The 22,495-nt window shown below is 64.5% G+C and carries 22 protein-coding genes; 8 read left to right on the plus strand and 14 right to left on the minus strand.

The features are described from left to right. Positions 1 to 56 precede the first annotated feature (56 nt). Positions 57 to 995: an ABC transporter ATP-binding protein gene (locus ARC39_RS02450; RefSeq protein ID WP_068109457.1), complete on the plus strand. Its 939-nt coding sequence runs from the start codon at positions 57 to 59 to the stop codon at positions 993 to 995. Continuing rightward, entirely contained in the window at positions 992 to 1,753 is a 762-nt protein-coding gene (locus ARC39_RS02455) for an ABC transporter permease (protein ID WP_068109460.1), read from the plus strand. The genes ARC39_RS02450 and ARC39_RS02455 overlap by 4 nt, the downstream gene beginning before the upstream one ends. Positions 1,754 to 1,760: 7 nt before the next feature. Here the strand turns inward: ARC39_RS02455 and ARC39_RS02460 are convergent, their stop codons facing one another. Both ARC39_RS02460 and ARC39_RS02465 read right to left on the minus strand, forming a co-directional pair. Beyond that, positions 1,761 to 2,873: an alpha/beta hydrolase gene (locus ARC39_RS02460; protein ID WP_068109463.1), complete on the minus strand. Its 1,113-nt coding sequence runs from the start codon at positions 2,871 to 2,873 to the stop codon at positions 1,761 to 1,763. 243 nt (positions 2,874 to 3,116) lie between these two features. Continuing rightward, positions 3,117 to 3,725 carry a GcrA family cell cycle regulator gene (locus tag ARC39_RS02465; RefSeq protein ID WP_068109466.1) on the minus strand — a complete coding sequence of 203 codons (609 nt, stop codon included), beginning with the start codon at positions 3,723 to 3,725 and terminating at the stop codon, positions 3,117 to 3,119. A 141-nt stretch (positions 3,726 to 3,866) separates the two neighbouring features. Between ARC39_RS02465 and ARC39_RS02470 the strand changes: the two genes are divergently transcribed. The 3 genes from ARC39_RS02470 (at position 3,867) to argF (ending at position 7,163) form a co-directional block, all read left to right on the plus strand. After that, positions 3,867 to 4,670: an ABC transporter permease gene (locus tag ARC39_RS02470; protein ID WP_068110099.1), complete on the plus strand. Its 804-nt coding sequence runs from the start codon at positions 3,867 to 3,869 to the stop codon at positions 4,668 to 4,670. A gap of 258 nt (positions 4,671 to 4,928) precedes the next feature. Continuing rightward, entirely contained in the window at positions 4,929 to 6,125 is a 1,197-nt protein-coding gene (locus tag ARC39_RS02475; RefSeq protein ID WP_068109469.1) for an aspartate aminotransferase family protein, read from the plus strand. 111 nt (positions 6,126 to 6,236) lie between these two features. Then, a complete protein-coding gene (argF, locus tag ARC39_RS02480) occupies positions 6,237 to 7,163 on the plus strand; it encodes an ornithine carbamoyltransferase (protein ID WP_068109472.1) in 927 nt (308 codons plus the stop codon). 39 nt (positions 7,164 to 7,202) lie between these two features. Here the strand turns inward: argF and ARC39_RS02485 are convergent, their stop codons facing one another. The 3 genes from ARC39_RS02485 to ARC39_RS02495 form a co-directional block, all read right to left on the minus strand. Continuing rightward, a complete protein-coding gene (locus ARC39_RS02485; protein ID WP_068109475.1) occupies positions 7,203 to 7,916 on the minus strand; it encodes a VIT1/CCC1 transporter family protein in 714 nt (237 codons plus the stop codon). 103 nt (positions 7,917 to 8,019) lie between these two features. Continuing rightward, positions 8,020 to 10,458, minus strand: coding sequence for an ATP-dependent helicase HrpB (hrpB, locus tag ARC39_RS02490; protein WP_068109478.1), 2,439 nt, complete (start codon positions 10,456 to 10,458; stop codon positions 8,020 to 8,022). A 9-nt stretch (positions 10,459 to 10,467) separates the two neighbouring features. Continuing rightward, complete coding sequence (locus ARC39_RS02495; RefSeq protein ID WP_068109481.1) at positions 10,468 to 11,178, minus strand: DUF3108 domain-containing protein; 711 nt, start codon at positions 11,176 to 11,178, stop codon at positions 10,468 to 10,470. Between the two features lie 346 nt (positions 11,179 to 11,524). Here ARC39_RS02495 and meaB point away from each other — a divergent pair, with 346 nt between their 5' ends. Then, positions 11,525 to 12,511, plus strand: coding sequence for a methylmalonyl Co-A mutase-associated GTPase MeaB (meaB, locus tag ARC39_RS02500; RefSeq protein WP_068109484.1), 987 nt, complete (start codon positions 11,525 to 11,527; stop codon positions 12,509 to 12,511). A 262-nt stretch (positions 12,512 to 12,773) separates the two neighbouring features. Here the strand turns inward: meaB and hemP are convergent, their stop codons facing one another. The 7 genes from hemP to ARC39_RS02530 form a co-directional block, all read right to left on the minus strand. After that, complete coding sequence (hemP, locus tag ARC39_RS25140; protein ID WP_078059047.1) at positions 12,774 to 12,935, minus strand: hemin uptake protein HemP; 162 nt, start codon at positions 12,933 to 12,935, stop codon at positions 12,774 to 12,776. Positions 12,936 to 13,173: 238 nt separating this feature from the next. Then, positions 13,174 to 13,905 (minus strand): proteasome-type protease, encoded by a 732-nt coding sequence (locus ARC39_RS02505; protein ID WP_068109486.1) that lies wholly within the window; start codon positions 13,903 to 13,905, stop codon positions 13,174 to 13,176. Between the two features lie 31 nt (positions 13,906 to 13,936). Continuing rightward, complete coding sequence (locus tag ARC39_RS02510) at positions 13,937 to 14,740, minus strand: transglutaminase family protein (RefSeq protein ID WP_068109489.1); 804 nt, start codon at positions 14,738 to 14,740, stop codon at positions 13,937 to 13,939. A gap of 3 nt (positions 14,741 to 14,743) precedes the next feature. Then, positions 14,744 to 15,685, minus strand: coding sequence for an alpha-E domain-containing protein (locus ARC39_RS02515; RefSeq protein WP_068109492.1), 942 nt, complete (start codon positions 15,683 to 15,685; stop codon positions 14,744 to 14,746). Positions 15,686 to 15,689: 4 nt separating this feature from the next. Next, entirely contained in the window at positions 15,690 to 17,117 is a 1,428-nt protein-coding gene (locus tag ARC39_RS02520) for a circularly permuted type 2 ATP-grasp protein (RefSeq protein ID WP_068110101.1), read from the minus strand. 149 nt (positions 17,118 to 17,266) lie between these two features. Then, positions 17,267 to 17,719: a D-aminoacyl-tRNA deacylase gene (dtd, locus tag ARC39_RS02525; protein ID WP_068109495.1), complete on the minus strand. Its 453-nt coding sequence runs from the start codon at positions 17,717 to 17,719 to the stop codon at positions 17,267 to 17,269. Beyond that, a complete protein-coding gene (locus ARC39_RS02530; protein WP_068109498.1) occupies positions 17,716 to 18,648 on the minus strand; it encodes a carbohydrate kinase family protein in 933 nt (310 codons plus the stop codon). The genes dtd and ARC39_RS02530 overlap by 4 nt, the downstream gene beginning before the upstream one ends. 150 nt (positions 18,649 to 18,798) lie before the next feature. Here ARC39_RS02530 and ARC39_RS02535 point away from each other — a divergent pair, with 150 nt between their 5' ends. Next, positions 18,799 to 19,215 carry an Hsp20/alpha crystallin family protein gene (locus tag ARC39_RS02535; protein ID WP_068109501.1) on the plus strand — a complete coding sequence of 139 codons (417 nt, stop codon included), beginning with the start codon at positions 18,799 to 18,801 and terminating at the stop codon, positions 19,213 to 19,215. Positions 19,216 to 19,219: 4 nt separating this feature from the next. Here the strand turns inward: ARC39_RS02535 and ARC39_RS02540 are convergent, their stop codons facing one another. Beyond that, positions 19,220 to 20,434 carry a TFIIB-type zinc finger domain-containing protein gene (locus ARC39_RS02540; RefSeq protein WP_236545098.1) on the minus strand — a complete coding sequence of 405 codons (1,215 nt, stop codon included), beginning with the start codon at positions 20,432 to 20,434 and terminating at the stop codon, positions 19,220 to 19,222. Between the two features lie 337 nt (positions 20,435 to 20,771). Here ARC39_RS02540 and ARC39_RS02545 point away from each other — a divergent pair, with 337 nt between their 5' ends. After that, positions 20,772 to 21,260 carry a nuclear transport factor 2 family protein gene (locus ARC39_RS02545; protein WP_068109504.1) on the plus strand — a complete coding sequence of 163 codons (489 nt, stop codon included), beginning with the start codon at positions 20,772 to 20,774 and terminating at the stop codon, positions 21,258 to 21,260. A gap of 61 nt (positions 21,261 to 21,321) precedes the next feature. Here the strand turns inward: ARC39_RS02545 and ARC39_RS02550 are convergent, their stop codons facing one another. Beyond that, positions 21,322 to 22,470, minus strand: a complete 1,149-nt coding sequence (locus tag ARC39_RS02550) for an SPFH domain-containing protein (RefSeq protein ID WP_068109507.1) — start codon at positions 22,468 to 22,470, stop codon at positions 21,322 to 21,324. Positions 22,471 to 22,495 lie beyond the last annotated feature (25 nt).

Below are 22,495 nucleotides of genomic sequence, written 5' to 3' on the forward strand. Positions count from 1 at the left end.
TGGCGCGGGCTGCGTTCCGCGATAGAGAGTGTGGGCGCGAAAGGGAGGGCCGCATCGTGGCACCGATCATCTCCATCCGAGACCTGACAAAAACCTACGACGGCGGGTTCGAGGCTCTCAAAGGCGTCTCGCTCGACATCGAAGACGGTGAAATTCTTGCGTTGCTCGGCCCGAACGGTGCCGGAAAAACGACGTTGATCTCCGCTGTGTGCGGTTTGGTGACGCCAACCTCCGGCAGTGTTTCCGTGGGCGGACACGACATCCAGCACGCGTTTCGCGCCGCCCGCGCCCTTATCGGCCTCGTGCCGCAGGAGATCACCATCGAACCCTTTGAAAAGGTGATCAACACGGTCCGTTTTTCGCGTGGGCTGTTCGGCAAACCGACCGACGAGGCGCATATCGAAAAGGTCCTGCGGTCGCTTTCCCTCTGGGACAAGCGGCACAGCCGGAATCAGGAATTGTCGGGCGGCATGAAGCGCCGCGTTCTGATCGCCAAGGCGCTCAGCCACGAGCCGCGTGTGCTGTTTCTCGACGAGCCAACCGCCGGTGTCGACGTGACACTCCGCAAGGAGATGTGGCAACTCGTGCGGGAACTGCGCGGGCAGGGCGTGACGATCATCCTGACCACCCACTACATCGAAGAGGCCGAGGAGATGGCCGACCGGATTGGCGTTATCGATCACGGTCGCCTTTTGCTGGTCGAACAGAAATCCCAGCTTCTGCATCAGCTTGGCCGAAAGGAACTGCTACTGGAGCTTTGTGAGCCGCTTGCAGAAATTCCACCCAGCCTTGCTGCCTATGGCCTCACCCTCTCCGAGGACCGTTTGCACTTGAGCTACGCCTTCGACTCCCATGCGGAACGCACCGGCATGACGCGCCTGCTGGCCGACATTGCGGGCGCGGGCCTCAACCTTCGCGATCTCTCCACGCACCAGAGCTCGCTAGAGGATGTATTCCTGAAACTGGTGCATGACGGGCGGCGGGACGTAGCATGAACTGGCGGGCGATTTACGCGATCTATCAGTTCGAGATGAACCGAACCTTCCGGACCATTGCGCAATCTCTGGTCTCCCCGGTCATTTCAACGGTTCTCTACTTCGTCGTCTTCGGAGCGGCGATCGGTGGACGGATCGACACCGTGGAGGGGGTGGGCTACGGCGCGTTCATCGTGCCTGGTCTGGTAATGCTGACGCTGCTCCAGCAATCCGTCACCAACGCGTCGTTCGGGATCTACTTCCCGAAATTCATCGGGACGATCTATGAGTTGCTCTCGGCGCCGCTCTCCTTCATCGAGATCGTGATCGGCTACGTCGGTGCGGCGGCCACAAAGGCGCTGATGATCGCCGCGATCATCCTGGTCACCTCGACACTCTTCGTCGATTTGACGATAGCGCACCCGTTCTGGATGGTGGCGTTTCTTCTGTTGACGGCCGTGAGTTTCGCGCTGCTCGGCTTCATTATCGGTATCTGGGCAAAGAACTTCGAACAGCTTCAGCTGATCCCGTTGCTGGTGATCACGCCGCTGGTGTTCCTTGGCGGGGCCTTCTACTCGGTATCGATGCTGCCGCCGGGCTGGCGCGAGGTAACCTACTTCAACCCGGTGCTCTATCTGATCTCCGGGTTCCGCTGGTCGTTCTTCGGCGTGGCCGATGTGCCGGTCGGGATTTCCATCGCGGCGATTTGCGTGTTCCTAGCGATTTGCCTGACGGCTGTCTGGGCGATTTTCCGAACGGGTTGGCGGATCAAACCGTAACCCCGCCTCAATCGTCGAGCAGATACGCCTCAACCCAGGCGCTCACCTTCTTCATGGCCGCTTGCGACTCATCGCTTCCGGGGACGGCCGGTATGAAATTGTGTGGCATGCCTTCGTAGATATCGAGCTTGGCGACCTGATCGTTGCTGTCGAGCGCCTGATAGAGCCTCACCATATCGCTCAGCATGATCTCGCGCGTGCCACCTTGAATGAGCGTCGGCGGAAACCCCTTCGAGAAGTCGCCGTATACCGGCGAGACGTAGGGGTTGCGGTGGTCCTTGGGGTTCGCATACGCCAGCGCCGCCGGCCGAAGAACGGAATCGTAGGTGAACGACGGATCCGCCGCCGCAAGGGTCACGTAGGTGTCGCCGGAGTCCGTGACGTCGGCCCAAGGCGACCAGAGCACGAGCGCGGCCGGCAATTCCATTCCGAGATCGCGCATTTTCAGGGTGCTGCCGGCAGCAAGTCCGCCGCCAGCGGAATCACCGAACAGGACGATGTTTCGCGGCGGGATCCCCGCCTCGGCGAGCGCTGCGAACACCGAAATGACCTCGTCGGTTGTCTCGTCCCATTTCGAATGTGGGGCGAGCGTGTAGTCGATGGACAGGACGCGCATCCCGCTGCCAGCTGCGAATACGGCAGCCGGTGCGATGATCGCCTTCGCGGAATTGGCGACATAGGATCCGCCATGCACATAGACGGCGACCTTGTCATCGTGCACCGGGCGCATTGGCGTGATGTCGAGCACAGGCAGTCCGCCGATTTCGGTTTGCTGGTAGGTGACGTTCAGTGCCGTCGCGATTTCATCCGCGCGAGGCTCCTTCGCGGCGTCATTGGCCCTTTGCAGTTCCGCCCAGGCCTCCAGCGCATCCGGGCCTGGAAGGTTTTCCTGGGTGCGGCGCTGGCCGCGTCCGGTGATGACGGCATGCCAGGGTCGCGAAACCGTATCTGGTACATGGGACCACAGGGGTGGGGATTGCCAGTCGAACTCGTCCGCGGGATTGACGACCCTTGGCCAACCGGAGTCGCTTTCTGCAACCCTCGCGACACCGGTGGAGGTCGTCAGGAACAAGAGCAGGCCAAGCGTGCTGGCAAGTTTTCGCAAGGGATCGCAGTGCATCGCGTTTCTTCAGCCCAAATCTACCCCCCTGCGAAGGTGTCTGACTGCAAACGCGATCTGGCGCTATAAACCCGGGATTAAATGCATGCGTTCCGTCTGACGGTTATGGCCGTGAGGCAACGAACGCGGGACATGACGCACAGTGGTGCCGCAACGCTGCCCACCAAATTGGCAGGAAACGAACGGCAGCCACCGAGAGACCGGCGGCTGCTCCATGTCAGGCGATCCTGGTGTCGGGCGGGGTCAGCGGCGACGGTCGCGGCGCGACGACATAGGCTGGAAGGCCACGCCGACGTGGGCCTCGCAATAGGGTTTGCCCTGTTGAACGGGAAGACCGCAGAACCAGAAATCTTCCGTTGCCGGATCGCCGATCGGCCATTTGCACGTCCGCTCGGTCAGTTCCATCAGGCTGAGCTTGCGCGCCTTCTTCTCGACCTCACGCACCGAGGCCAGTGCCTCCGGGCTGATTTCGTTGGCCGAGGGCTGCGGCGGTAGCGGTTGCCCGGCGGGAATGATCTGACGGCGCGCCGGAGTCGGCGGCGTTTCGGGTTCGGCACTCTGGGTCGCGGCCGTGGGGGCCGGCTCGGCCGTGGACGCCGGGACTTCCCGAACCGGCTTGGGCCGGGAAACCTCGGGCTTGGCAGCAACTTTCTCCGCGGTCGGCGCTTCGGCCTGTTTCGTCTTCTCGGGCGCGCCGCCACCGCCGTTGCGGTTGGACAAGCCGAGCCTGTGGACCTTTCCAATCACCGCATTGCGAGTGACGCCGCCCAGTTCCTTGGCAATCTGGCTCGCGCTCTGGCCTTCGCTCCACATTCTCTTGAGGGTTTCGACGCGCTCTTCTGTCCAGGACATCTGCCAGCTCTTTCTCAACTAAAAAGGCGCGCCTGGCCGAAATGCCGGGCGCTGCCCTTACGTTTGTCTCCGGCCTATATTATGTCGCGGTCACGTCGGTTACAAGCGGCGCCCGAACTGGCAAGGCGCATGGGAGAAATCATGTCGGACATCTCTGCGATGGGCGAACGCCGTTTCGGGCGTGTTAACTGGCTCGGGCTGGCAACATTGGCCAACCGGGAAATGCGCCGTTTTCTCTCGATCTGGATGCAGACAGTGCTTGCGCCGCTGGTCACGGCAGGGCTGTTTCTGGCGATCTTCTCAATCGCTATCGGGCCGGGTCGCGGTGAAGTGATGGGATTTGCCTATCTACACTTCATCGCCCCTGGAATTCTGACAATGACGGTGATCCAGAACGCGTTCGCGAACACGTCGTCGTCGATACTTGTCTCCAAAGTGCAGGGAAACATCGTCGACACGCTCATGCCGCCGCTATCGGCCGCAGAGTTGACGGCCGGCTACATCGCAGGAGGTGTCGCGCGCGGGCTTTTCGTCGCGGTTCCCATCGGGATGATCATGATGCCATTGATTGGTGTGGGTATCGCCAATCCGCTGCTGGCGTTGCTCTACGTTACACTTGGCGCCGCGCTGATGGCCGGGCTCGGCCTTCTGGGTGGGATATTTGCCAATAAGTTCGACCAGATGGCGGCGATCACGAATTTCGTCATCACGCCGCTTTCGTTCCTGTCAGGGACGTTCTATTCGGCCGAAGCCGTGCCCGACGCGATGCGGTACCTGCTGCACTGGAACCCGATCTTCTATCTTATCGACGGCGTTCGGTACAGCGTGCTCGGTATCTCCGACAGTTCGCCTGTCCTGGGCCTTGCAATTCTGACCAGCGTGACCGCCGTCATCATCGTCTGGGCCTGGGCATGGATCCGCAGGGGCTACCGCCTCAAGCCGTAATTGCGAGCAAAGAAGTCAACGGTCGGCTGCATGAACGTCGAAACCGACTGGCGCGGAGCGAGATTTCGCGCTATCGAACGCCCATGGCAAGTGTTGTCGCACATATCGGATACCGACGCGCCCGACGTCGCGGTTGACCGTTCCCGGCACGGGGCGTCGGCCTCGACATGCCGCCTCACTTGCCTTCCATGCCTTGCAGCATTGACATGACCGGGTCGCTCCGGCACTTCTTCCCACTCCCGATACGAGGTTTACGAGATGATCTCATCCGTCCTGCCCACCTACAACCGTGCGCCGCTTCATTTCGTGAAGGGCGAGGGCTGCTGGCTTGTCGAGCAGGATGGACGACGTTTTCTGGATCTCGGTGCGGGGATTGCCGTGAATGCTCTCGGTCACGCACACCCGGCCCTCGTGCGGGCGCTGACCGAACAGGCCGGAACGCTGTGGCACACATCGAACCTCTACCATGTCGATGCCCAGATCGCCCTCGCGGATACTTTGGTGGACCTGACATTCGCCGACACCTGCTTTTTCACCAACTCCGGCACGGAGGCCTGCGAACTGGCGGTGAAGATGGCGCGGAAGTACTGGCACGACTTGGGCCACCCGGAACGCATGAAGATCATCGCCTTCGACGGCGCATTTCACGGGCGCTCCACCGCCGCCATCGCTGCTGCGGGAACAGAAAAGATGACCGCCGGATTCGGCCCGCTTCTGCCGGGGTTCCTGCAACTTCCATTCGGCGACATGGATGCTCTGAACAAGGCGCTCAAGGACCCAGATGTCGGCGCTGTACTGGTCGAACCGATCCAGGGCGAGGGCGGTATACGCACGCTGGGTGACGCCGTGTTGCGGGACATCCGCGCTGCTTGCGATGCAGCGGGCGCGCTCCTGATCCTCGACGAGGTCCAATGTGGCATGGGGCGCACGGGTCGGCTGTTTGCCCATGAATGGGCCGGCGTCGCCCCGGATATCATGATGGTGGCAAAGGGAATCGGCGGCGGTTTCCCGATCGGCGCCGTGTTGGCCACCGAAAACGCGGCCTCCGGCATGACGGCCGGCACGCATGGTTCAACCTATGGGGGCAACCCGTTGGGCTGTGCGGTGGCCCGCGCCGTGCTCGGTGTCGTCGCCGATCCCGCGTTCCTGGACGAGGTCGTGCGCAAGTCCGCACTCCTGCGCCAGGGGCTGGAAAGCCTTGTCGCTGGCCATCCGGAGGTCTTCGAAGCGGTTCGCGGGGAGGGCCTCATGCTCGGCCTGCGTTGCCGTCCGCCCGCGGCCGCGGTGGTGGAGGCAGGCTACGCGGAGCAGGTACTGACGGTGCCCGCGGCCGAGAACACCATTCGGCTGCTGCCAGCGCTCACCATTTCCGACGAGGAGATTGCCGAAGCCCTCGACAGGTTGGACCGAACGGCCGCCCGTGCCGCTCAACCGGCCGTCGCCGATGCCGGCTGAACACATCTCCCCTTCTTCTGTCTCGAAATATCCTCGGGGGGCGCCCCGGAGTATCCGGGGCGTTCGGGGGGCAGACAGCCCCCCGGCACCCCTTCCCAAAAGGACCGTCCGATGACCCATTTTCTCGACATCCACAAGACCGCACCCGGCGATCTGCGGGCGATGATCGACACCGCGCAAAGCATGAAGAATGCCCGGGATGGCAAACCCCGAGGTGCGCCGGATTCTGAACAGCCCTTGGCCGGCCACATGGTCGCGTTGATCTTCGAGAAACCCTCCACCCGGACCCGGGTTTCCTTCGACGTGGGCGTGCGGCAGATGGGCGGCCAGACCATGGTGCTCTCGGGCAACGACATGCAGCTCGGGCATGGCGAAACGATCCAGGACACCGCGCGCGTGCTCTCCCGCTACGTCGACCTGATCATGATCCGCACCTTCGAGGAGGTGACGCTGCTGGAACTGGCCGAAGCGGCCACCGTACCGGTCATCAACGGCCTCACGAACCGATCCCACCCGTGCCAGATCATGGCCGATATTCTCACCTTCGAGGAACACCGTGGCCCGATCGCCGGCAAGAAGGTGGTATGGTCGGGCGACGGCAACAACGTTTGCGCGTCCTTCCTGCATGCGGCGGGGCAGTTCGGGTTCGATTTCACCTTCACCGGCCCGCAAACGCTGGACCCGGAGCCCGATTTCGTCGGCTTCGCCCGCGAAAAAGGCGCCAAGATTGCCATCGAACGCGACCCGTTCAAGGCCGTCGAGGGGGCAGACCTCGTGGTGACGGACACGTGGCTTTCGATGCACGACTCCATGTCCGCCCAGGAGCGTCGCCACAACCAGCTCCGTCCCTACCAGGTCAACGAGGCGCTCATGGAGGCGGCCGGTCCCGACGCGCTCTTCATGCATTGCCTGCCTGCCCACCGCGAGGAGGAGGCGACCAGCGCGGTCATGGATGGCCCGCAATCGGTGATCTTCGATGAGGCGGAGAACCGGCTCCACGCCCAGAAGGCCGTCATGCGCTGGTGCCTCGGAGTTTGATCGAAGCACGGCCGGCCCGACCGGAGCCGCCGCGCCGCGTCAGACCTGGAACAGCGTACCGACCGCATAGGCAAGCGCCGCTGCCGTGCCGCCGATTGCCAGGGTTTCCAACCCGGAGCGCCACCACGGGCTCAGGGACCACAGGCTCTTGGCGGCGCCGATGGCGAAGAACACGGCAAGCGTCATCGCGGCCGACAACCGGAAGGCCGCCTCTCCCATGCCGATGAGAAATGGCAGCAGCGGGATCATTCCAGCCACCAGAAAGGCGAAGAACGTTGCGAGTGCCGCGCGAAGGGGATGCGGATCCATCTGGCTCAGGCCGTATTCGCCTTCGAGCATCAGGTCGATCCATTTCTCCCGCTTGGCAGTAATGGCTGCCGTGGCCGCGTCGAGGACGTCGCCGTCGAGCCCCTTCTGGCGCAGAATCTCCCGAACCTCCGTGCGCTCGCCTTCGGGGTTCGTGGCGATATGGCGAGCTTCGACAAGGCGTATACGGTGCAGGTTGTCGCGCTCCGCTTTGGTACCCGAATAGCTGCCGGCGGCCATGGAAAAGCCGTCGGCGAGGACGTTTGCCAAGCCGAGGGCGACGATCACGAAGGTCGACATCCCGGCCCCCGCCACACCGGCCACGATGGCGAAGGTCGTCACCGACCCGTCGATCCCGCCGTAGATCATTTCGCGCAATACACCCCGGCCGGGCGGGGCATTGATACGCTCCCGGATCGCCTTGGGGTCGTGGCTGTGCTCCTGCATGGCTGCACCCTCGTATGGCTCCCTCTTCAGAGTGCCGCGTGTTCACGCCGCGGGACTTGATTCAGGTCAAGCCTTTGGAGCCGATCTCGCACAGGCCGGGGCGCTACCTGCCGCGCCGCTTCGCCCGAAGGGTGGGGTCGGCCTGAGTCGGGTCGTCCGGCCATGGGTGCTTTGGATACTGCGCCCGCATGTCCTTGCGCACGTCCGCATAGGAGCTTGCCCAGAAGCCGGGGAGGTCCATCGTGGTCTGAACGGGCCGGCCCGCCGGGGACAGGAGCGTGACCCGGAGCGGCAGGCGGCGTGGGCCGACGGCAGGGTGGGTGGTCTGGCCGAACATCTCCTGTACGCGCAGGGCAATCTCTGGCGCTTCGCCGGAATAGTCGATGGGCACCTTGCGCCCGAGTGGCGTGGTGAAGGCGCCGGGGACCTGGGCATCGAGCCGTTGCAGGGCATCCCATCCGATATGGGCGCGCAGCGGTTCCAAGAGGTCCAGCGCGCGGATATCGTCGCCCGTGCGGACCTTTGCGAGAAAGGGGAGCAGCCAGTCGCCCGCGGCTTCCAGCAAGGCGTCGTCGTCGAGATCCGCAATCTCCCCACCCTCGCGCCGGAAGAGCAGGGCACGGGATTGCAGACGCCGCGCGGCTTCCGACCAGGGCAGCCCGAGCAGGCGGACCCCTTCGAGGGCGGCTTCCGCCAGCCTGTCAGGTGGAGCATCGCGCCAGATCCGGTCGGCAAGCACCAGCGCGCCCAGTCGTTCTTGTTGCCGTGCCATGACCCGGCGATCACGCTTCGACCATTCCGCTGTATCGACCCAGGCGATCCGGTCGCCGTAGAGCGCGCGCACCGCGCTTTCGGAGATCGGCAAGGCGAGGCGAATGCGTGCCTCGCGCGCATCGCCATCGAGGTCCGTCGCCACGATCAGGCGCTGACCGGCAAGCGCGTCCGTGTCGTCCATCACCGCGCCCTTGCCGCCGGAGAGCAGGTAGCGAGGCGCATCGCCGGGGCGGCGCAGACCGATCCGGTCGGGGTAGGCGAGCGCGGCGGCCTCCGCGGGCGAGAGCGTCGCGGCTTGATGCGTCGTCAGTCGCCGGAGCCGCTTCGCCTCTGTTCGGATACGTTCCAAAACGCCCCGGTCGGGCGGTAGCGGCGCGGATTTCGGATCGCGCAGCGCGGCAAGTCGCAGTGAGAGGTCGCAGCCCGCTCCCCGCATTGGATCACGCTCGGCCAGCAGAGCGGCAAGCGGAGCCGCGTCGGGGCCGGCACGCAGCAGCATGTGCGCCAACCGCGGATGCAGCGGCAGGGAGGACATCGCACGCCCGTGCTCGGTGATCCGTCCCGCATCGTCAAGCGCACCGAGACCCCTCAGAAGGCTGCGTGCCTCGCTCAGCGCCGCCTCGGGCGGTGGGGTCAGGAAAGGCAGGTCGGTGGCGCCCCAGAGCGCCAGCTCAAGCGCCAGCCCGGTCAGGTCGGCGGCTTCGATTTCCGCCGGTGGAAAGGCCGCGAGGCCGCCTTCCTCGCCCTTGGTCCAGAGCCGGAAGCAGATCCCCGGGGCAAGGCGCCCGGCGCGGCCCGCGCGCTGCGTGGCCTCGGCACGGGTCACGCGCTCCGTCACCAGCCGTGACATGCCGGAGCCGGGATCGAAACGTGCACGGCGGGCACGACCGGCATCCACCACGCAGGTGATGCCCTCGATAGTGAGCGAGGTCTCGGCGATGGAGGTCGCCAGCACGACCTTGCGGCCGCTGACAGGCGGAGCGATGGCCGCGCGCTGATCCTTGAAGGGCATCGCGCCAAAGAGCGGGCGAAGCGCGACGCCCTCGGGCAAGTGCGGCGCAAGCCGCGCCTCGGCGCGCCGGATTTCACCCTCGCCGGGCAGGAATACGAGCAGATTGCCTTCGGTTTCGGAAAGCGCGCCGCGCACCTGATCGGCAACGGCTTGCTCTAGCCTCGTGCGCTTTGGCAATGGCTGTGCGAGATGCCGGATCTCCACCGGATAGGCGCGCCCCTCGGCCGTCACCACAGGTGCGCCGCCCATGAGTGCGGCCACGGGGGCTGCGTCGAGCGTGGCCGACATGGGCATGAGCAGCAGATCCTCGCGCAGCGCATCGCGCACCTCCAGGCAAAGCGCGAGGCCGAGATCGGCATTGAGGGAGCGTTCGTGGAACTCGTCGAAGAGCACGGCGCCAATACCGCTGAGCTCGGGGTCGGATTGCAGCATCCGGGTGAGAATACCCTCGGTGACGACTTCGATCCGCGTGTCGCGGCCGGTCTTGCTCTCGCCCCGCATCCGGTAGCCGACGCGCCCCCCGGGCGTCTCGCCAATCTGCTCGGCAAGCCGCTCGGCCGCCGCCCGTGCCGCGAGCCGACGCGGTTCCAGCATCACGATCCGCAGGTCGGTCAAGTTCGCATCCAGAAGTGCCAGAGGGACGCGTGTTGTCTTGCCCGCGCCGGGTGGCGCCTGCAACACGGCCTGCCGTTCGCGGCGCAGCGCGTCCAGAAGTTCGGGCAGGACGGCGTCGATGGGAAGCGGGGCTGGCGGCATGCGGTGTTTTCAGCGGCGGTCGAAGACCATGGTGCCATAGCTTGTGCGTGCACGCACTTCTACCACCGGCCAGAGATCGCCTTGTGTGGTGTCGTAGGTGACCTCGAAATCGCGGAAACTCTTGTCGGCCAAGTCCTTCGGCTTGTAGCCGGCAACCCGGATGTACTGCGCCGGACAGTGGAGCAGATCGCCGTCGCGCCGCCCTCCTGCCAGTTTGATGCGGTGCACCTCGCGACCGTCATAGGTGGTGATGTCGAGATTGCAGGCCAGTTCGGCGGGACGGCTGCGCAAGAGCGCGTAGAGGCCGCTCATCGGGTCCAGTGCGCCCGGGTGGTCGCGGCCCTCGGCGTGGTAGGATTTGCGCTTGGTGTCCGGGGGCGTCTGGGTGACCTGCGCGATGTTGCCGGAAAACCGGATCTGCTTGGTCTTGGTCTTGCCGCGCTCGGTTGTCGTTTCGTCATAGCCACTCGGCGTGTAGCGATTGCCGGTGACACTTCCCGACGCACGGGCCTCCGCGGTCAGGTTCAGAATGCCGCCCACAAGCCCACTGGTGGCGGCGCGTCCAACGGCCTCGTACCGACCGGCGCGCTCAACCGAATGGAGCGTCAGGGTGCCGCCGCGGATCCCGGCAAAACGTACGTCGAAGATGGCTTTCTCGTCCTGTGCGGCGGCGGGGAGGGAGAAGGCCAAGAGCAAAACAAAGACCGTCAGGGCACGCATTGAAGCGCCTCCGGCTAGTGAAATCGATTGGCGCCAAGGGGCCGCATTTCCGATCGAAGGTCAACTGCCGGCAACCGTTATCGGATAGCAGGGAGCCGCAAGCTGGTGAATATCGCCGCAATGTGAACCGGAGCGTACCCGGGGGGCGGGCCGCGTGAACGGGCGGAGCACCTCCCGCCAGCCTCGACGCCCGTCGGGCGCCTGCGGCTGTTGGGCCGGGCGCGCCTTCGGCGCGCGGCCTGTGGTGCCCGTCTGGACATTTGCGGCGGACCGGCAGAAGACACCGGCAGAGGATATGGCACCGGAACGGCCCGCGGGGCGGCGAAGATCGGAAAGGCAGGAGCAGATGGAGACGGAAGAGCTGGCGCGGCGGGTGAAAGCGGGCGAAAGACGCGCCCTGGCGCGTGCGATTACGCTGGTCGAGAGCAGCCGACCCGACCACCGCGAGCAGGCGGTGGCTCTTGGCGAATTGCTGGCCGGTGCCGGGCGGCAAGCGCTCCGTCTGGGCCTGTCGGGTACGCCCGGTGTTGGAAAGTCCACCTTCATCGAGGCTTTCGGCACGATGCTCACCGAGCAGAACCTGCGCGTCGCGGTCCTGGCCGTGGATCCGTCGTCTTCCCGTTCGGGCGGCTCGATCCTCGGTGACAAGACCCGGATGGAGGAGCTATCCCGCAATCCCGCCGCGTTCATCCGTCCGTCACCAAGCCAGTCGCAATTGGGCGGCGTGGCCCGGCGAACCCGCGAGGTCGTGGCCCTCTGCGAAGCCGCCGGCTACGACGTGGTGCTGATCGAAACCGTGGGGGTCGGGCAGTCCGAAACCATGGTGGCGGAAATGTCTGACCTCTTCCTGCTTCTTCTCGCGCCGGCGGGCGGTGACGAGCTGCAGGGGGTCAAACGCGGCATCATGGAAATCGCGGATATGATCCTCGTCAACAAGGCCGACGGCGATCTCAAACCCGTCGCGACGCGGACCTGCGCGGATTACGCCGGTGCCTTGCATCTTCTGCGCAAGCGCCCGGAGGACCCCGAGGGGTTTCCCAAGGCAATGACCGTCTCGGCGGTCTCCGGCGACGGGCTCGAAACCGCATGGCAGGAAATGCAGTCGCTCGCGCAATGGCGCAAGGACAACGGGTTCTGGCAAGCGCGCCGCGCCGGTCAGGCGCGGCACTGGTTCGAAGAAGAAGTGCGGCAGGGGCTGCTCGCCCGGCTCTCGAACTCGCCGCAGATGCGTGCGCAGATGGCGGCGCTCGGTGGGAAGGTGGCCGACGGAAGCCTGGCACCGGCAGCCGCCGCGCAGGAGATGCTCGGCCTGCTCGACGGCCAATCCGGCTGAGCGACGTCCGGGGGCGGGCCGGTTCTGACAATCCCGCGGAGTCATCCTCGTTCCGGTGACCCGGTCGGCGACGCGCAGTCGCTTCTCTCCCCGGGCATCGCGCAGCAGCCCGAGTACGTCGGGATCTCTCCGTGGGGGCAGGTGCTCGCCCTATGGGCATTCCGTTGTCTGACCGGGTGCCCCGATCGCCGCCGAAGTTGCTTCTGCCGCGCATGAAAAAAGGGCGGTCGCCCGCCCTTCGCCTCCGCGCGGTGACGGAGCGTTACTTCGTTAGGATCAGCTTCCCGGCCTTGGTAATGCGCAGGGTGTAGACCTTCTCGTCGAGAACGATCTGCGCCAGCCCGTCGTCGCCGGTCATTGCGCGGGCATCGAAGGTGGGCTTGCCGGGAAGGGCGGCAGCGTCGGTGAGGCCGATCTGGTTCATCATGGTCATCTGCGCGTCTCGATACTGTCCAGGAGGTTTTCTATTCGGAAGAGAGGTAGCGACCAGCCAGCCAGAAGCTTCGCCAGATCACCGGCGGCAACGTGGCCGAGAACGGAATCTGAAAGGCGATTGACAACAGCAGGCAAGGGATCACTCCATCGGTTGTGGAGATACCCTACAAAAAGACTCTGGCGAGTCAATCCTGAATTTTTTTATCGGGTATTATCCGAGCCCAACGTCAATCGAACTCGTAAGGGGGCAGGTGCCCCAGCGTCTCGCGCAAGGCGCGACCCCAGCCTTCGGAAATCTGGCGATAATAGGCATTGTCCCGCGTGATCCGGTCCTGGTGACCGATCTCGTAGCTATCGGCGGCGTAGGTTTGCAGGTCGAACGGCATGCCCACGGAGAGGTTTGCCTTGAGCGTGGAATCGAAACTCACAAGCAAGAGCTTGGCTGCATCGGCGAAACTCAGGTCGGCGGAAAAGCCGCGAAGCAGGATCGGACGGCCGTATTTCGTTTCGCCGATCTGGAAAAACGGCGTGTCGTCGCAGGCTTCGATGAAGTTGCCCTCGGGATAAACCATGAACAGACGGGGCGGGCTCGGTGCGATCTGTCCTCCAACGATCAGCGTCGCGCCAAAGGCATCGGCCGACTGGCCTTCTTCGGAACGCTCGGCAATCACCTCGCGCAGCGTCGCCCCAACGAGGCGGGCCACCTGGAACATCGACGGCTGCTCGAGAATCGACGGGTTCCGCTCTCCGAGCGCTTTGCTGCGCTCCTCCAGCAGACTTACGACGGCCTGGGTGGTCGCGAGGTTTCCAGCGGTGAGGATCGTGATCAAGCGCTCGCCGGGAACCGACCAGGTCCGCATCTTGCGGAAGGTGGAGATATTGTCGATCCCGGCGTTCGTGCGGGTATCCGACATGAAAACGAGACCGCGTTTCAGGCGCAGGCCGACGCAATAGGTCATTGGCTATCTCCGGTTCGTTCGCGAAAGAAGCCTATTGTTGAACCTGGATGTCAACGCCCAAAGACTCGCCCTTGGCCTCGCCCAGGTGCAATCCGGAAATCGGGGCGGCTTCGGCGTAATCGAGCCCGGTGGCCACACGTACGTAACGTTCATCCGGGCAGACTTCGTTCGGAACGTCGAACCCGACCCATCCGAGCGAGTCGATATGCACCTCGGCCCAGGCGTGGCTTGCCTCCTGAGAGACCTGATCGGTCAGCAGGAGATATCCGGAGACGTAGCGGGCGGGATAGCCGAGTTGCCGGGCGGCCGCGATGAAAACATGTGCCTGATCCTGGCACACGCCGGCACCGATCCCGAGCGCCTCCTCGGCGGTCGTCTCCGCGGTCGTCTTTCCGGTCTCGTACGAAATGGCCTCCTGCACCCGGGCCGACAACGCGTGGCAGCGTGCAATGGGGTCCTCGACTTCGGTCGACAGGCCCTTGACCAGGGACCGGATCGCCATGCCCTGCCGCGTGAGCGGCGTTTGCCGCCGGAAGTACCACAGCGGGGCAAACCCCGAATGGCGACCAACGACGCCGTTCGTGTCCGAGGTCTCGACCTCGCCCTGGCAACTCACCACGATCTCGTGGCCATCGCCGGAAAAGGACATCAACATCACCCGGTTGGCGTTATGGTCGTCGAACTCCAGCTCTTTCTTCCCGCCATCGACCTGTGCTTGCCAGGTAAGCACATTCTGCCCGACACCCTGCTTCGGCATCAATCGGAGTTGTTGGAGCGCGAAGGAAACGGGCTCGGTGTAGGTATAGGTCGTGCGGTGCTGGATGCTCAGGCGCATGTATCACCCATAGAAGCGGTAGTCGGTTTCGATTGTCGCGCCCAGCTTGGCACTATCCGCAAGGAAATCGAGAATGAATTCGTGCAGGCCACCGTCGAAGATCCTGTTGATGGAGGTCGACGCCAGCCGTCCGACCAACGCCTCCGCCTGTTCCTGGCAGTTGTGCCGCGTGCCGTATTCCTTCTCCAGGTAGGACAGGTTCGCCGTCGCTTTCGCGGCGCAAAACGCCAGCGAACGGGGCATCCGGCTGTCCAGGATCAGGAATTCGGCAATGCCGCGCGCGGTAACGTCCGGCCCGTTCAGCCAGCGATAGGAACTGTGTCCGCCAACGGCGCGCAGGATGTTTTCCCACTGCACGTTGTCGAGCGCGGAGCCGATATGACTGATCGACGGCAACAAGACGTAATACTTCACATCGAGGATTCGCGCCGTGCTGTCGGCCCGTTCAAGGAAGGTACCGAGGCGCGCGAAGTTGAACACGTCGTTGCGCAGCATCGTGCCGTGGGTCGCCCCGCGCACAAGTGCGTTCTGCTGCCGGATCAGGCTCAGAACGGCTGGAAGATCCCGGTCGCTGACCTGCCGTGCCAAGGTCGACTTGAGCTGCATCCAGCACTCGTTGATGGCTTCCCAGACCTCGCGCGACAGCGCGGTGCGAACCATGCGAGCGTTGTTGCGCGCCGCCTCGACCACGGCGAGCACGCTCGAGGGGTTCGACCTGTCCCGCAACAGGAAGTCGATCACCCGCGGTTGCTCGAATGCGGTTTGCCGATCGAGATAGGTCTGCCGCGCCCCGGCAGCATCCAGAATGCTCGACCACTCGTCAGCAGAACTGGCCGGCCGGGTCAGGGCATTGCGAAACCCCGCTTCGATCAGCCGTGAGGTGTTCTCGCTGCGTTCGAGATAGCGGTACATCCAGTAGAGCCCGCCTGCGGATTTTCCCAGCATCGCGCTATTCCTCCAGCACCCAGGTGTCCTTGGTGCCCCCACCCTGGCTGGAATTCACCACCAGCGAACCTTGCTTCAGCGCCACCCGAGTCAGTCCGCCGGGCGTCAGGTCGATCCCTTCGGGAGAGACCAGCGCGAACGGGCGCAGGTCCACGTGCCGCGGGGCCAGCCCCGCTTTCGTCAGGATCGGCACCGTCGAGAGTGCCAGCGTCGGCTGGGCGATGTAATTGCCGGGCTTGGCTTCGAGCTTGGCGCGGAAGGCGGCGAGGTCTTTCTTTGTCGCGGCCGGCCCCACCAACATGCCGTAGCCGCCGGAGCCATGGACTTCCTTGACGACCAGTTCGGCCAGGTTGTCGAGCACGTAGGCGAGGCTGTCGGGGTCGGAGCATCGCCAGGTCGGCACGTTTTCGAGGATCGCCTTTTCGCCGGTATAGAACTGCACGATGTCCGGCATGTAGGAATAGATCGCCTTGTCGTCCGCGATACCGGTTCCAGGGGCATTGGCAATGGTAATGCCGCCGGCACGGTAGACATCCATGATGCCCGGCACACCCAGCATGGAATCCGGCCGGAAGTTCAGCGGATCGAGGAAGTCGTCGTCCACCCTGCGGTAAATCACGTCGATCGCGCGGAAACCTTCGGTTGTGCGCATCGCGATACGTCCATCCACGACTCGCAGATCGCTGCCGTCGACCAGTTCCGCCCCCATGTTGTCGGCAAGGAACGAATGCTCGAAATAGGCGGAATTGTGGATGCCCGGAGTCAGAACGGCCAGCACCGGTCGTCCGGTGGTCGCCGGCGGCGCGCAGGCCGAAAGCGAGCGCGAGAGCCGCGTCGGGTAGTCCTGCACCGGGCGCACGGGGATCTTGCCGAAGAGTTCGGGGAACATCTGCAGCATCGTTTCCCGGTTCTCCAGCATGTAGGAGACGCCGGAGGGCGTGCGCGCGTTGTCTTCCAGGACATAGAACTGGTTTTCGCCGGTGCGGACGAGGTCGGTGCCCACAATGTGCGTATAGACGTTGCCCGGTGGCGAAACGCCGATCATCTGCGGCAGGAACGCATCGTTGCCTTCGATCAACTCCACGGGGATGCGACCGGCCCGCAAGATTTCCTGCCGGTGGTAGATATCGTGCAGGAAGGCGTTGATTGCGCGCACCCGCTGGTCGATGCCCTTGGTCAGGCGCGCCCACTCCCGACCCGAAAGAATCCGTGGCACGATGTCGAAGGGAATGAGCCGTTCGTCGGCCTCTTCCTGCCCATAGACGTTGAAAGTGATGCCGGTGCGCCGAAAGAAGTTCTCGGCCTCTGCCGACTTGCGGCGCAGGCGGGCGATGTCCTCGCCCTCAAACCAGCCTTGGTATTCATCATAGGGGCGGCGAGCCTTGCCCGATGGCCCCAGCATTTCGTCAAAAAATTCCCCGGTCTCGCTCATGATCCCACCTTGGCGGGGGTGCAGGGACGCTGCAACCGACGCTTCGCCCATGTGGCTGATTGTCCGAGAGTCTGGCGCCGATTTCCAGTGTCTGGATGTTGGTTGTGGCGAAAAAATTGACAGTGGCTCAAAAAATGAGCGCACAAAAATCAGGCGGATGCGGGAGGGATGTCCAGCCAGATCGTGATCGGCCCGTCGTTGACCAGTTCAACAGCCATGTCGGCGGCGAACCGGCCCGTCTCCACCTTCGGGCCGAGGCCGGCAAGGTGGGTGGCAAAATGCTCGTAAAGGCGGCGTCCGGTCTCGGGGTCCGCGGCCTCGGAAAACCCGGGGCGGTTGCCCCGGCTGGTGTCGGCGGCAAGCGTGAACTGGCTGACCACCAGCGCGGCGCCGCCGGAATCGAGGAGCGAACGGTTCATCTTGCCGGCGTCGTCCTCGAAAATCCGAAGCTTGGAAAGCTTGGCCGCCAGTTTTTCCGCGTCTGCCTCGGTGTCGCCGCGCATGGCGCAGACCAGCGCCAGAACGCCCGGCCCGATCGCACCGGTTTGCTCTCCGTCGACGGTAACCGACGCGCGGGTGACGCGCTGGATCAGTGCCCTCACAATCCCAACTCGGCCGCCGTCGGGGGATTGGCGCCAGCCCGGCTGACCGTGACCGCGGCGGCCGCCCCGCCAAGGCGCAATGCCTCCAGAAGTGGCGCTTCCGGGATTTCGGCGAGGGCGGACTTGTTCAGGAAACCGCCGCGTTCCAGCCCCGCAAGGAAGCCGGCGTTGAACGTGTCTCCGGCGCCCACGGTATCGACAACCTGCACAACATCCGCCGGGGCATGGTAACTCCGGCCGCTCATGAAGGCCGTTACCCCCTTGCTCCCTTCGGTCACGCAGATCACTTTTGGGCCCTTCGCCAGCAGCGATGCGGCGAGGTCGGCAAGCGCGCCATCCCCTGCAATCCAGCGCAGATCCTCGTCGGAGACCTTCACAACATCGGCCGCGCCGATCATCCTGTCGATGCGCGCCCGATAGGCCGCTTCATCCTTGATGAAGCCGGGGCGGATGTTCGGATCCAGCATGACCAGCCGATCGGCGCATTCCCGCAGCGCAAGCGTCTCGTAGGACGACGCGCAGGGTTCCACGACCAGCGAGATGCCGCCAAAGAAGAGCGCGTCCACACCGTCCAGACTGGCCGGCTTCGGAAGGTCATCGGCCGAGATCATTCGTCCCGCGGTCGCCTCATCATAGAAGGCGTATTTCGCGTGCCCGTCGGTCAGTTCGACGAATGCGAGCGTCGTGGGGCGGTCCGACCGGGCGCAGAGCGAATAGTCGACCCCGCTGGCGTCCAGCGCCTCCTCCAGCCGGCTGCCAAAAAGATCCGTCGACAGGCCAGTGAAAAACCGCACCGGAGACCCGAGCCGGCCGAGCGCGATTGCCGTGTTGAAGACGCTGCCACCCGCAACCGGGGCGAAGCAGGGTTCGGTGCAGGTCGACACACGCGGCAACATGTCGATCAAAGCTTCGCCGGCACACAGGATCATCGGATCGCTCCTTGCTCACATCCGTTGGCTGTTCCTAACGCTGGTCGCGGCGGAGGTCCACAGCCCGGGCGTCATGCGTCAAATCAAGGCGAGGGTGCCCCGGTGGAGCTAGACTCCGCCCATCGGGAATCGTTGTCAGAGGAGGAGACGATGGTTGAGAAATCGCACACCAGCGGCTTCTGGCCCAGCCTGTACGAACCGTTCCGGGGTGTCGGAGAACGCCTGTCGGAATGGGTTGCGCCGGCGGCCGAGGCATCGGGGGCCGAGAATGCCTATCGCATCAGTGTCGAACTGCCCGGGGTGGCCGAGAAGGACATCGCGCTTTCGGTCGAAGACGGCGTCGTCACGCTTTCCGGCGAGAAACGCACCGAACGGGAGGAGAAAGGCGAGACGTGGTTCTTCAGCGAGCGGCAATACGGCTCCTTCAGCCGGTCGTTCCGGTTGCCACCGGATGCCGACGGCAAGGCCGTCGACGCGCGCCTGAAGGATGGCGTGCTGACAATCAGCGTGCCGAAGCGGTCGCTTGCGGGCGATCCGGCGAACCACGTGAAGATCAAGGCCGGATAGGCGCTCAGAACCCCGAGGTGTAGCCACCGGAGGCGCCGACCTCGTTGAGGTAGGCGATGGCCGCTGCGGCCAATAGCGCGGCGATGACCGCGAGCGCGATCTTGAACGCGGAATAGGGGCGCTCCCCCTTCACCTCTCCGCTGCGTGCATTCACGACAAAGCGGTAGGTCTTGCCGCGGAACTTGTAGGCGGCGAGCCAGATCGGCAACAGGATATGCTTGAACGTCACGCCGCTGTGGCGGGTGTCGGCCTGCGTGATCTGCTGGTGGTCGCCACCGATATCGCGGCGGATGTCCGTGGCAATCACCGCGTCCATCTTCTGTCGCGCATAGGCGAAGCCCGGCTCGAGGTCGACGGTATAGGCCTCGGCGATATACCCGGCGAGATACTGCGGCCTGAACGGAACCAGCTTCGCCAGGTCCCACGGGTTGAGCTCGTCGACATAGGTGCGCGGCAGGCTGTCGGCTGCGAGCACCAGAACGTCGTCGAAGTCCCGCGCCACACGGCCGCGCACCGAGCGCCAGCGGGTCTTGCGTACCCGCACATTCCGCCGCTCGCCATTCACCACCCGGGTTTCGGTGACGTAGTAATCGTCGCCGCGACGACCGGCGTATTCGGTCCGCGTGCGGGAATCGTAGGTCCAGAAGGGCACGTAGATGCCCTTCATCTTCCGCCCCTTGCGGGCGTACTGCTTGAGCCCGTTGGGCGCGAACCACAGCCGGCCGAGCCATCGCGACATGGCCTTGCGCGCAGTCTCCTCGTCGAGCGCGAATGGCAGGACGGCGGTGGGTTTCAGGTGCCGCTGCGGGCCGGTGTCCGTGACAACGGGGGAGGCGCAGAAGGGGCATTCCTTCGCCTGTTCGGAGCCCGACATCTCGAAATTCGCGCCGCAGCTGTCGCAATGCGCGGTGCGCGCTGTGACGATCTCGGAGGCGGGGATGTCGAGGCGCAAGGCGCGTTCGTAGTCCAGCTCCTGTAGCGCCTCGTCCCATTCTGCCCGGCCACCAGCGCTCACATGTTCGACATGACCGCAATGGTCGCAGACGAGGTCGCCCCGGTCGGCGGAAAAGCGGAGGTCGGCACCACAGGCGGGGCAGGGGAAGCGGTGTTTTTCCGCCACTTCCACTGCCTCGGGAGGCAGATCCTCGAAGATCGTGTCGACTGGCGGCGGCGGATCCGCCGACTCCTCGGAGCGCGATATCTTCGGGATACGACTCATGCTTTGTCCCCAGCTTCTCCCGCCCCGGAGGGGCACTCCAATGCCCGGCTCTGTCCGCGATGGGGCGCTCCCGGCGCGGCTGAGGGGCGATGGGTTGTCGGATCTGTCATCGCCCGCCGGGCGCGCTCGGTCAAGGTTCCGTCGGCGGTGCAACGTCCCGCCCGGTGATCGCTTGCGCGGTCACTCGCAACCGGCAAACCCTTCGACCCTTTTTCCCGGTGACGTGCATCGGTGACATGGATCATGGCTGCTGCCCCACGTGTCGAGCTAAACTTACGGCGCCCTGGAACGTCCGGCATCACCCGCCGGCGGAGGGCAAATATAGGGGGAGGAGACCATGTTGAGAAACGCGATTCCAGTCCTTCTCTCGGTGCTGGCGCTCGCGGGCAGTGAAATGGCCCCGATGGCCGAAGCGGCCGGAGCAGAGGGTACATTCGTGGTAGAGACGGCCTATGCGGCAGTGTCCGCAGGCGATGTCGAAACGGCGATCACATATCTGACCGACGACGCGATGTTCTCTGTCGTGCCGAAATCCAGTCGGATGAGCGCGCCGGCGCTCGTCGGCAAGTCCGAAATCGGTGGTTGGTGGACGGGTACCTACAAGGACAACGGCCGGGTCGAATTTGCCAATCTCGTTGAGGACGGCGACCGGGCGACGTTCACCTGCCTGTATTACGGCGACAAACTCGAAAAACTCGGGGTTTCGCCAGCCGAGTTCGATGGCGTTGCAATCCTGCGCGACGGCAAGATCCGCGTGCTGGTCTGGAGCTACACCGCCGCGTATGAGCCGAAACTGAAAGCCGCGCTCGCAAAGCTCGCCCAATAGGCCGCGGCCCTGAGGCGGCGGCCGCGGGCAACCTCGGGCGCCGCTGCATGATCGCGGGTGATCAGACCCCCGGCGGCGGGGGAGGTGGCAGGATGGTGAAAAGCTGCGCCAGTTCCTGCACGTCCTCCGCCTTCATCCAGCCGTCCTGCCCCGGGGTCCAGACAAGGCTCTCGCGGGTCAACTCGCCCGCGCTGGCCTTTTGTCCCATGGCAGCCTTGGAGAATGGGCCGGAGGTCGCGCCGTCCTTGGCGATATGCCAGACATGCTCCACTGGTGGCGGCGGGGGCGGCGGCGCTGGTTGGACCGCGGCAGGCGCGGTGCGCGATTGCGGCGCGGCGCCCCAGGGGCCGGGTGCGAAACCGCCCTGCGCCATCTGGCCCGCCATTGCCATCCCCATGCCAGCCCCGAGCCCGGCCGCCAAGCCGCCGCCCGCCGGGTTGCGCGCGGCCTCCGTCATCGCTTCGGCGGCGGAATACTGGGTGAACTTGCCCAGATCCCCGGCAAGCCCCATGGAGGTGCGCTTATCGAGGGCGGCTTCAACGGCAGGCGGTAGCGAAATGTTCTCGATGTAGAACTCCGGCATCGTCATGCCGTAATCGGCCAGCACCGTGCTGACTTTCGCCGCAACCAGTTTGCCCATGTCACCCGTATTGGCAGCCATGTCGAGCACCGGGATGCCGGAGCCCGCCATCACGCGGGAGCTTTCCTGAACGATGATGTTGCGAATCTGGAAGGTGATTTCGTCGGTGGTGAACTCGCCATCGGTCCCGACGATCTCGGTCATGAAAGTCGCCGGGTCGGTCACACGGACCGAATAGGTGCCGAAGGCGCGAATGCGGGTCGGGCCGAACTCGGGATCGCGCAGCATCACCGGATTCTTGGTGCCCCATTTGAGGTCGGTGAACCGGGTGGTGTTGACGAAGTAGATCTCCGACTTGAACGGACTCTTGAAGCCATGGTCCCAGTGCTGAAGCGTCGTCATGATCGGCATGTTGTTGGTCTCCAGCATGTAGAGACCCGGGGTGAAAACATCCGCCAACTGCCCTTCGTGAACGAAGACCGCCGCCTGCCCCTCGCGCACCGTCAGCTTGGCACCGTATTTGATCTCGTGCCCCTCGCGTTCGAAGCGCCAGACCAGAGTGTCGCGGGTGTCGTCGGTCCAGTGGATGACGTCGATGAACTGTCCTGATAGAAAATCGAGAATGCCCATGATCGGCTCTCCCCCTGTCTGAATT

It is taken from the genome of Tropicimonas marinistellae (assembly GCF_001509585.1).
GTDB lineage: Bacteria > Pseudomonadota > Alphaproteobacteria > Rhodobacterales > Rhodobacteraceae > Tropicimonas > Tropicimonas marinistellae.

Excerpts from the sequence above, each read along its gene's own strand:
- ARC39_RS02455 (WP_068109460.1), top strand. The coding sequence starts at position 992 with ATGAACTGGCGGGCGATTTACGCGATCTATCAGTTCGAGATGAACCGA.
- ARC39_RS02530 (WP_068109498.1), bottom strand. The coding sequence starts at position 18,648 with ATGATCCTGTGTGCCGGCGAAGCTTTGATCGACATGTTGCCGCGTGTG.
- ARC39_RS02470 (WP_068110099.1), top strand. The coding sequence starts at position 3,867 with ATGTCGGACATCTCTGCGATGGGCGAACGCCGTTTCGGGCGTGTTAAC.
- ARC39_RS02550 (WP_068109507.1), bottom strand. The coding sequence starts at position 22,470 with ATGGGCATTCTCGATTTTCTATCAGGACAGTTCATCGACGTCATCCAC.
- ARC39_RS02515 (WP_068109492.1), bottom strand. The coding sequence starts at position 15,685 with ATGCTGGGAAAATCCGCAGGCGGGCTCTACTGGATGTACCGCTATCTC.
- ARC39_RS02460 (WP_068109463.1), bottom strand. The coding sequence starts at position 2,873 with ATGCACTGCGATCCCTTGCGAAAACTTGCCAGCACGCTTGGCCTGCTC.
- ARC39_RS02520 (WP_068110101.1), bottom strand. The coding sequence starts at position 17,117 with ATGAGCGAGACCGGGGAATTTTTTGACGAAATGCTGGGGCCATCGGGC.
- ARC39_RS02535 (WP_068109501.1), top strand. The coding sequence starts at position 18,799 with ATGGTTGAGAAATCGCACACCAGCGGCTTCTGGCCCAGCCTGTACGAA.
- ARC39_RS02540 (WP_236545098.1), bottom strand. The coding sequence starts at position 20,434 with ATGAGTCGTATCCCGAAGATATCGCGCTCCGAGGAGTCGGCGGATCCG.
- ARC39_RS02510 (WP_068109489.1), bottom strand. The coding sequence starts at position 14,740 with ATGCGCCTGAGCATCCAGCACCGCACGACCTATACCTACACCGAGCCC.
- ARC39_RS02495 (WP_068109481.1), bottom strand. The coding sequence starts at position 11,178 with ATGCGTGCCCTGACGGTCTTTGTTTTGCTCTTGGCCTTCTCCCTCCCC.
- ARC39_RS02545 (WP_068109504.1), top strand. The coding sequence starts at position 20,772 with ATGTTGAGAAACGCGATTCCAGTCCTTCTCTCGGTGCTGGCGCTCGCG.
- meaB (WP_068109484.1), top strand. The coding sequence starts at position 11,525 with ATGGAGACGGAAGAGCTGGCGCGGCGGGTGAAAGCGGGCGAAAGACGC.
- argF (WP_068109472.1), top strand. The coding sequence starts at position 6,237 with ATGACCCATTTTCTCGACATCCACAAGACCGCACCCGGCGATCTGCGG.
- hemP (WP_078059047.1), bottom strand. The coding sequence starts at position 12,935 with ATGAACCAGATCGGCCTCACCGACGCTGCCGCCCTTCCCGGCAAGCCC.
- hrpB (WP_068109478.1), bottom strand. The coding sequence starts at position 10,458 with ATGCCGCCAGCCCCGCTTCCCATCGACGCCGTCCTGCCCGAACTTCTG.
- ARC39_RS02475 (WP_068109469.1), top strand. The coding sequence starts at position 4,929 with ATGATCTCATCCGTCCTGCCCACCTACAACCGTGCGCCGCTTCATTTC.
- ARC39_RS02505 (WP_068109486.1), bottom strand. The coding sequence starts at position 13,905 with ATGACCTATTGCGTCGGCCTGCGCCTGAAACGCGGTCTCGTTTTCATG.
- ARC39_RS02465 (WP_068109466.1), bottom strand. The coding sequence starts at position 3,725 with ATGTCCTGGACAGAAGAGCGCGTCGAAACCCTCAAGAGAATGTGGAGC.
- ARC39_RS02485 (WP_068109475.1), bottom strand. The coding sequence starts at position 7,916 with ATGCAGGAGCACAGCCACGACCCCAAGGCGATCCGGGAGCGTATCAAT.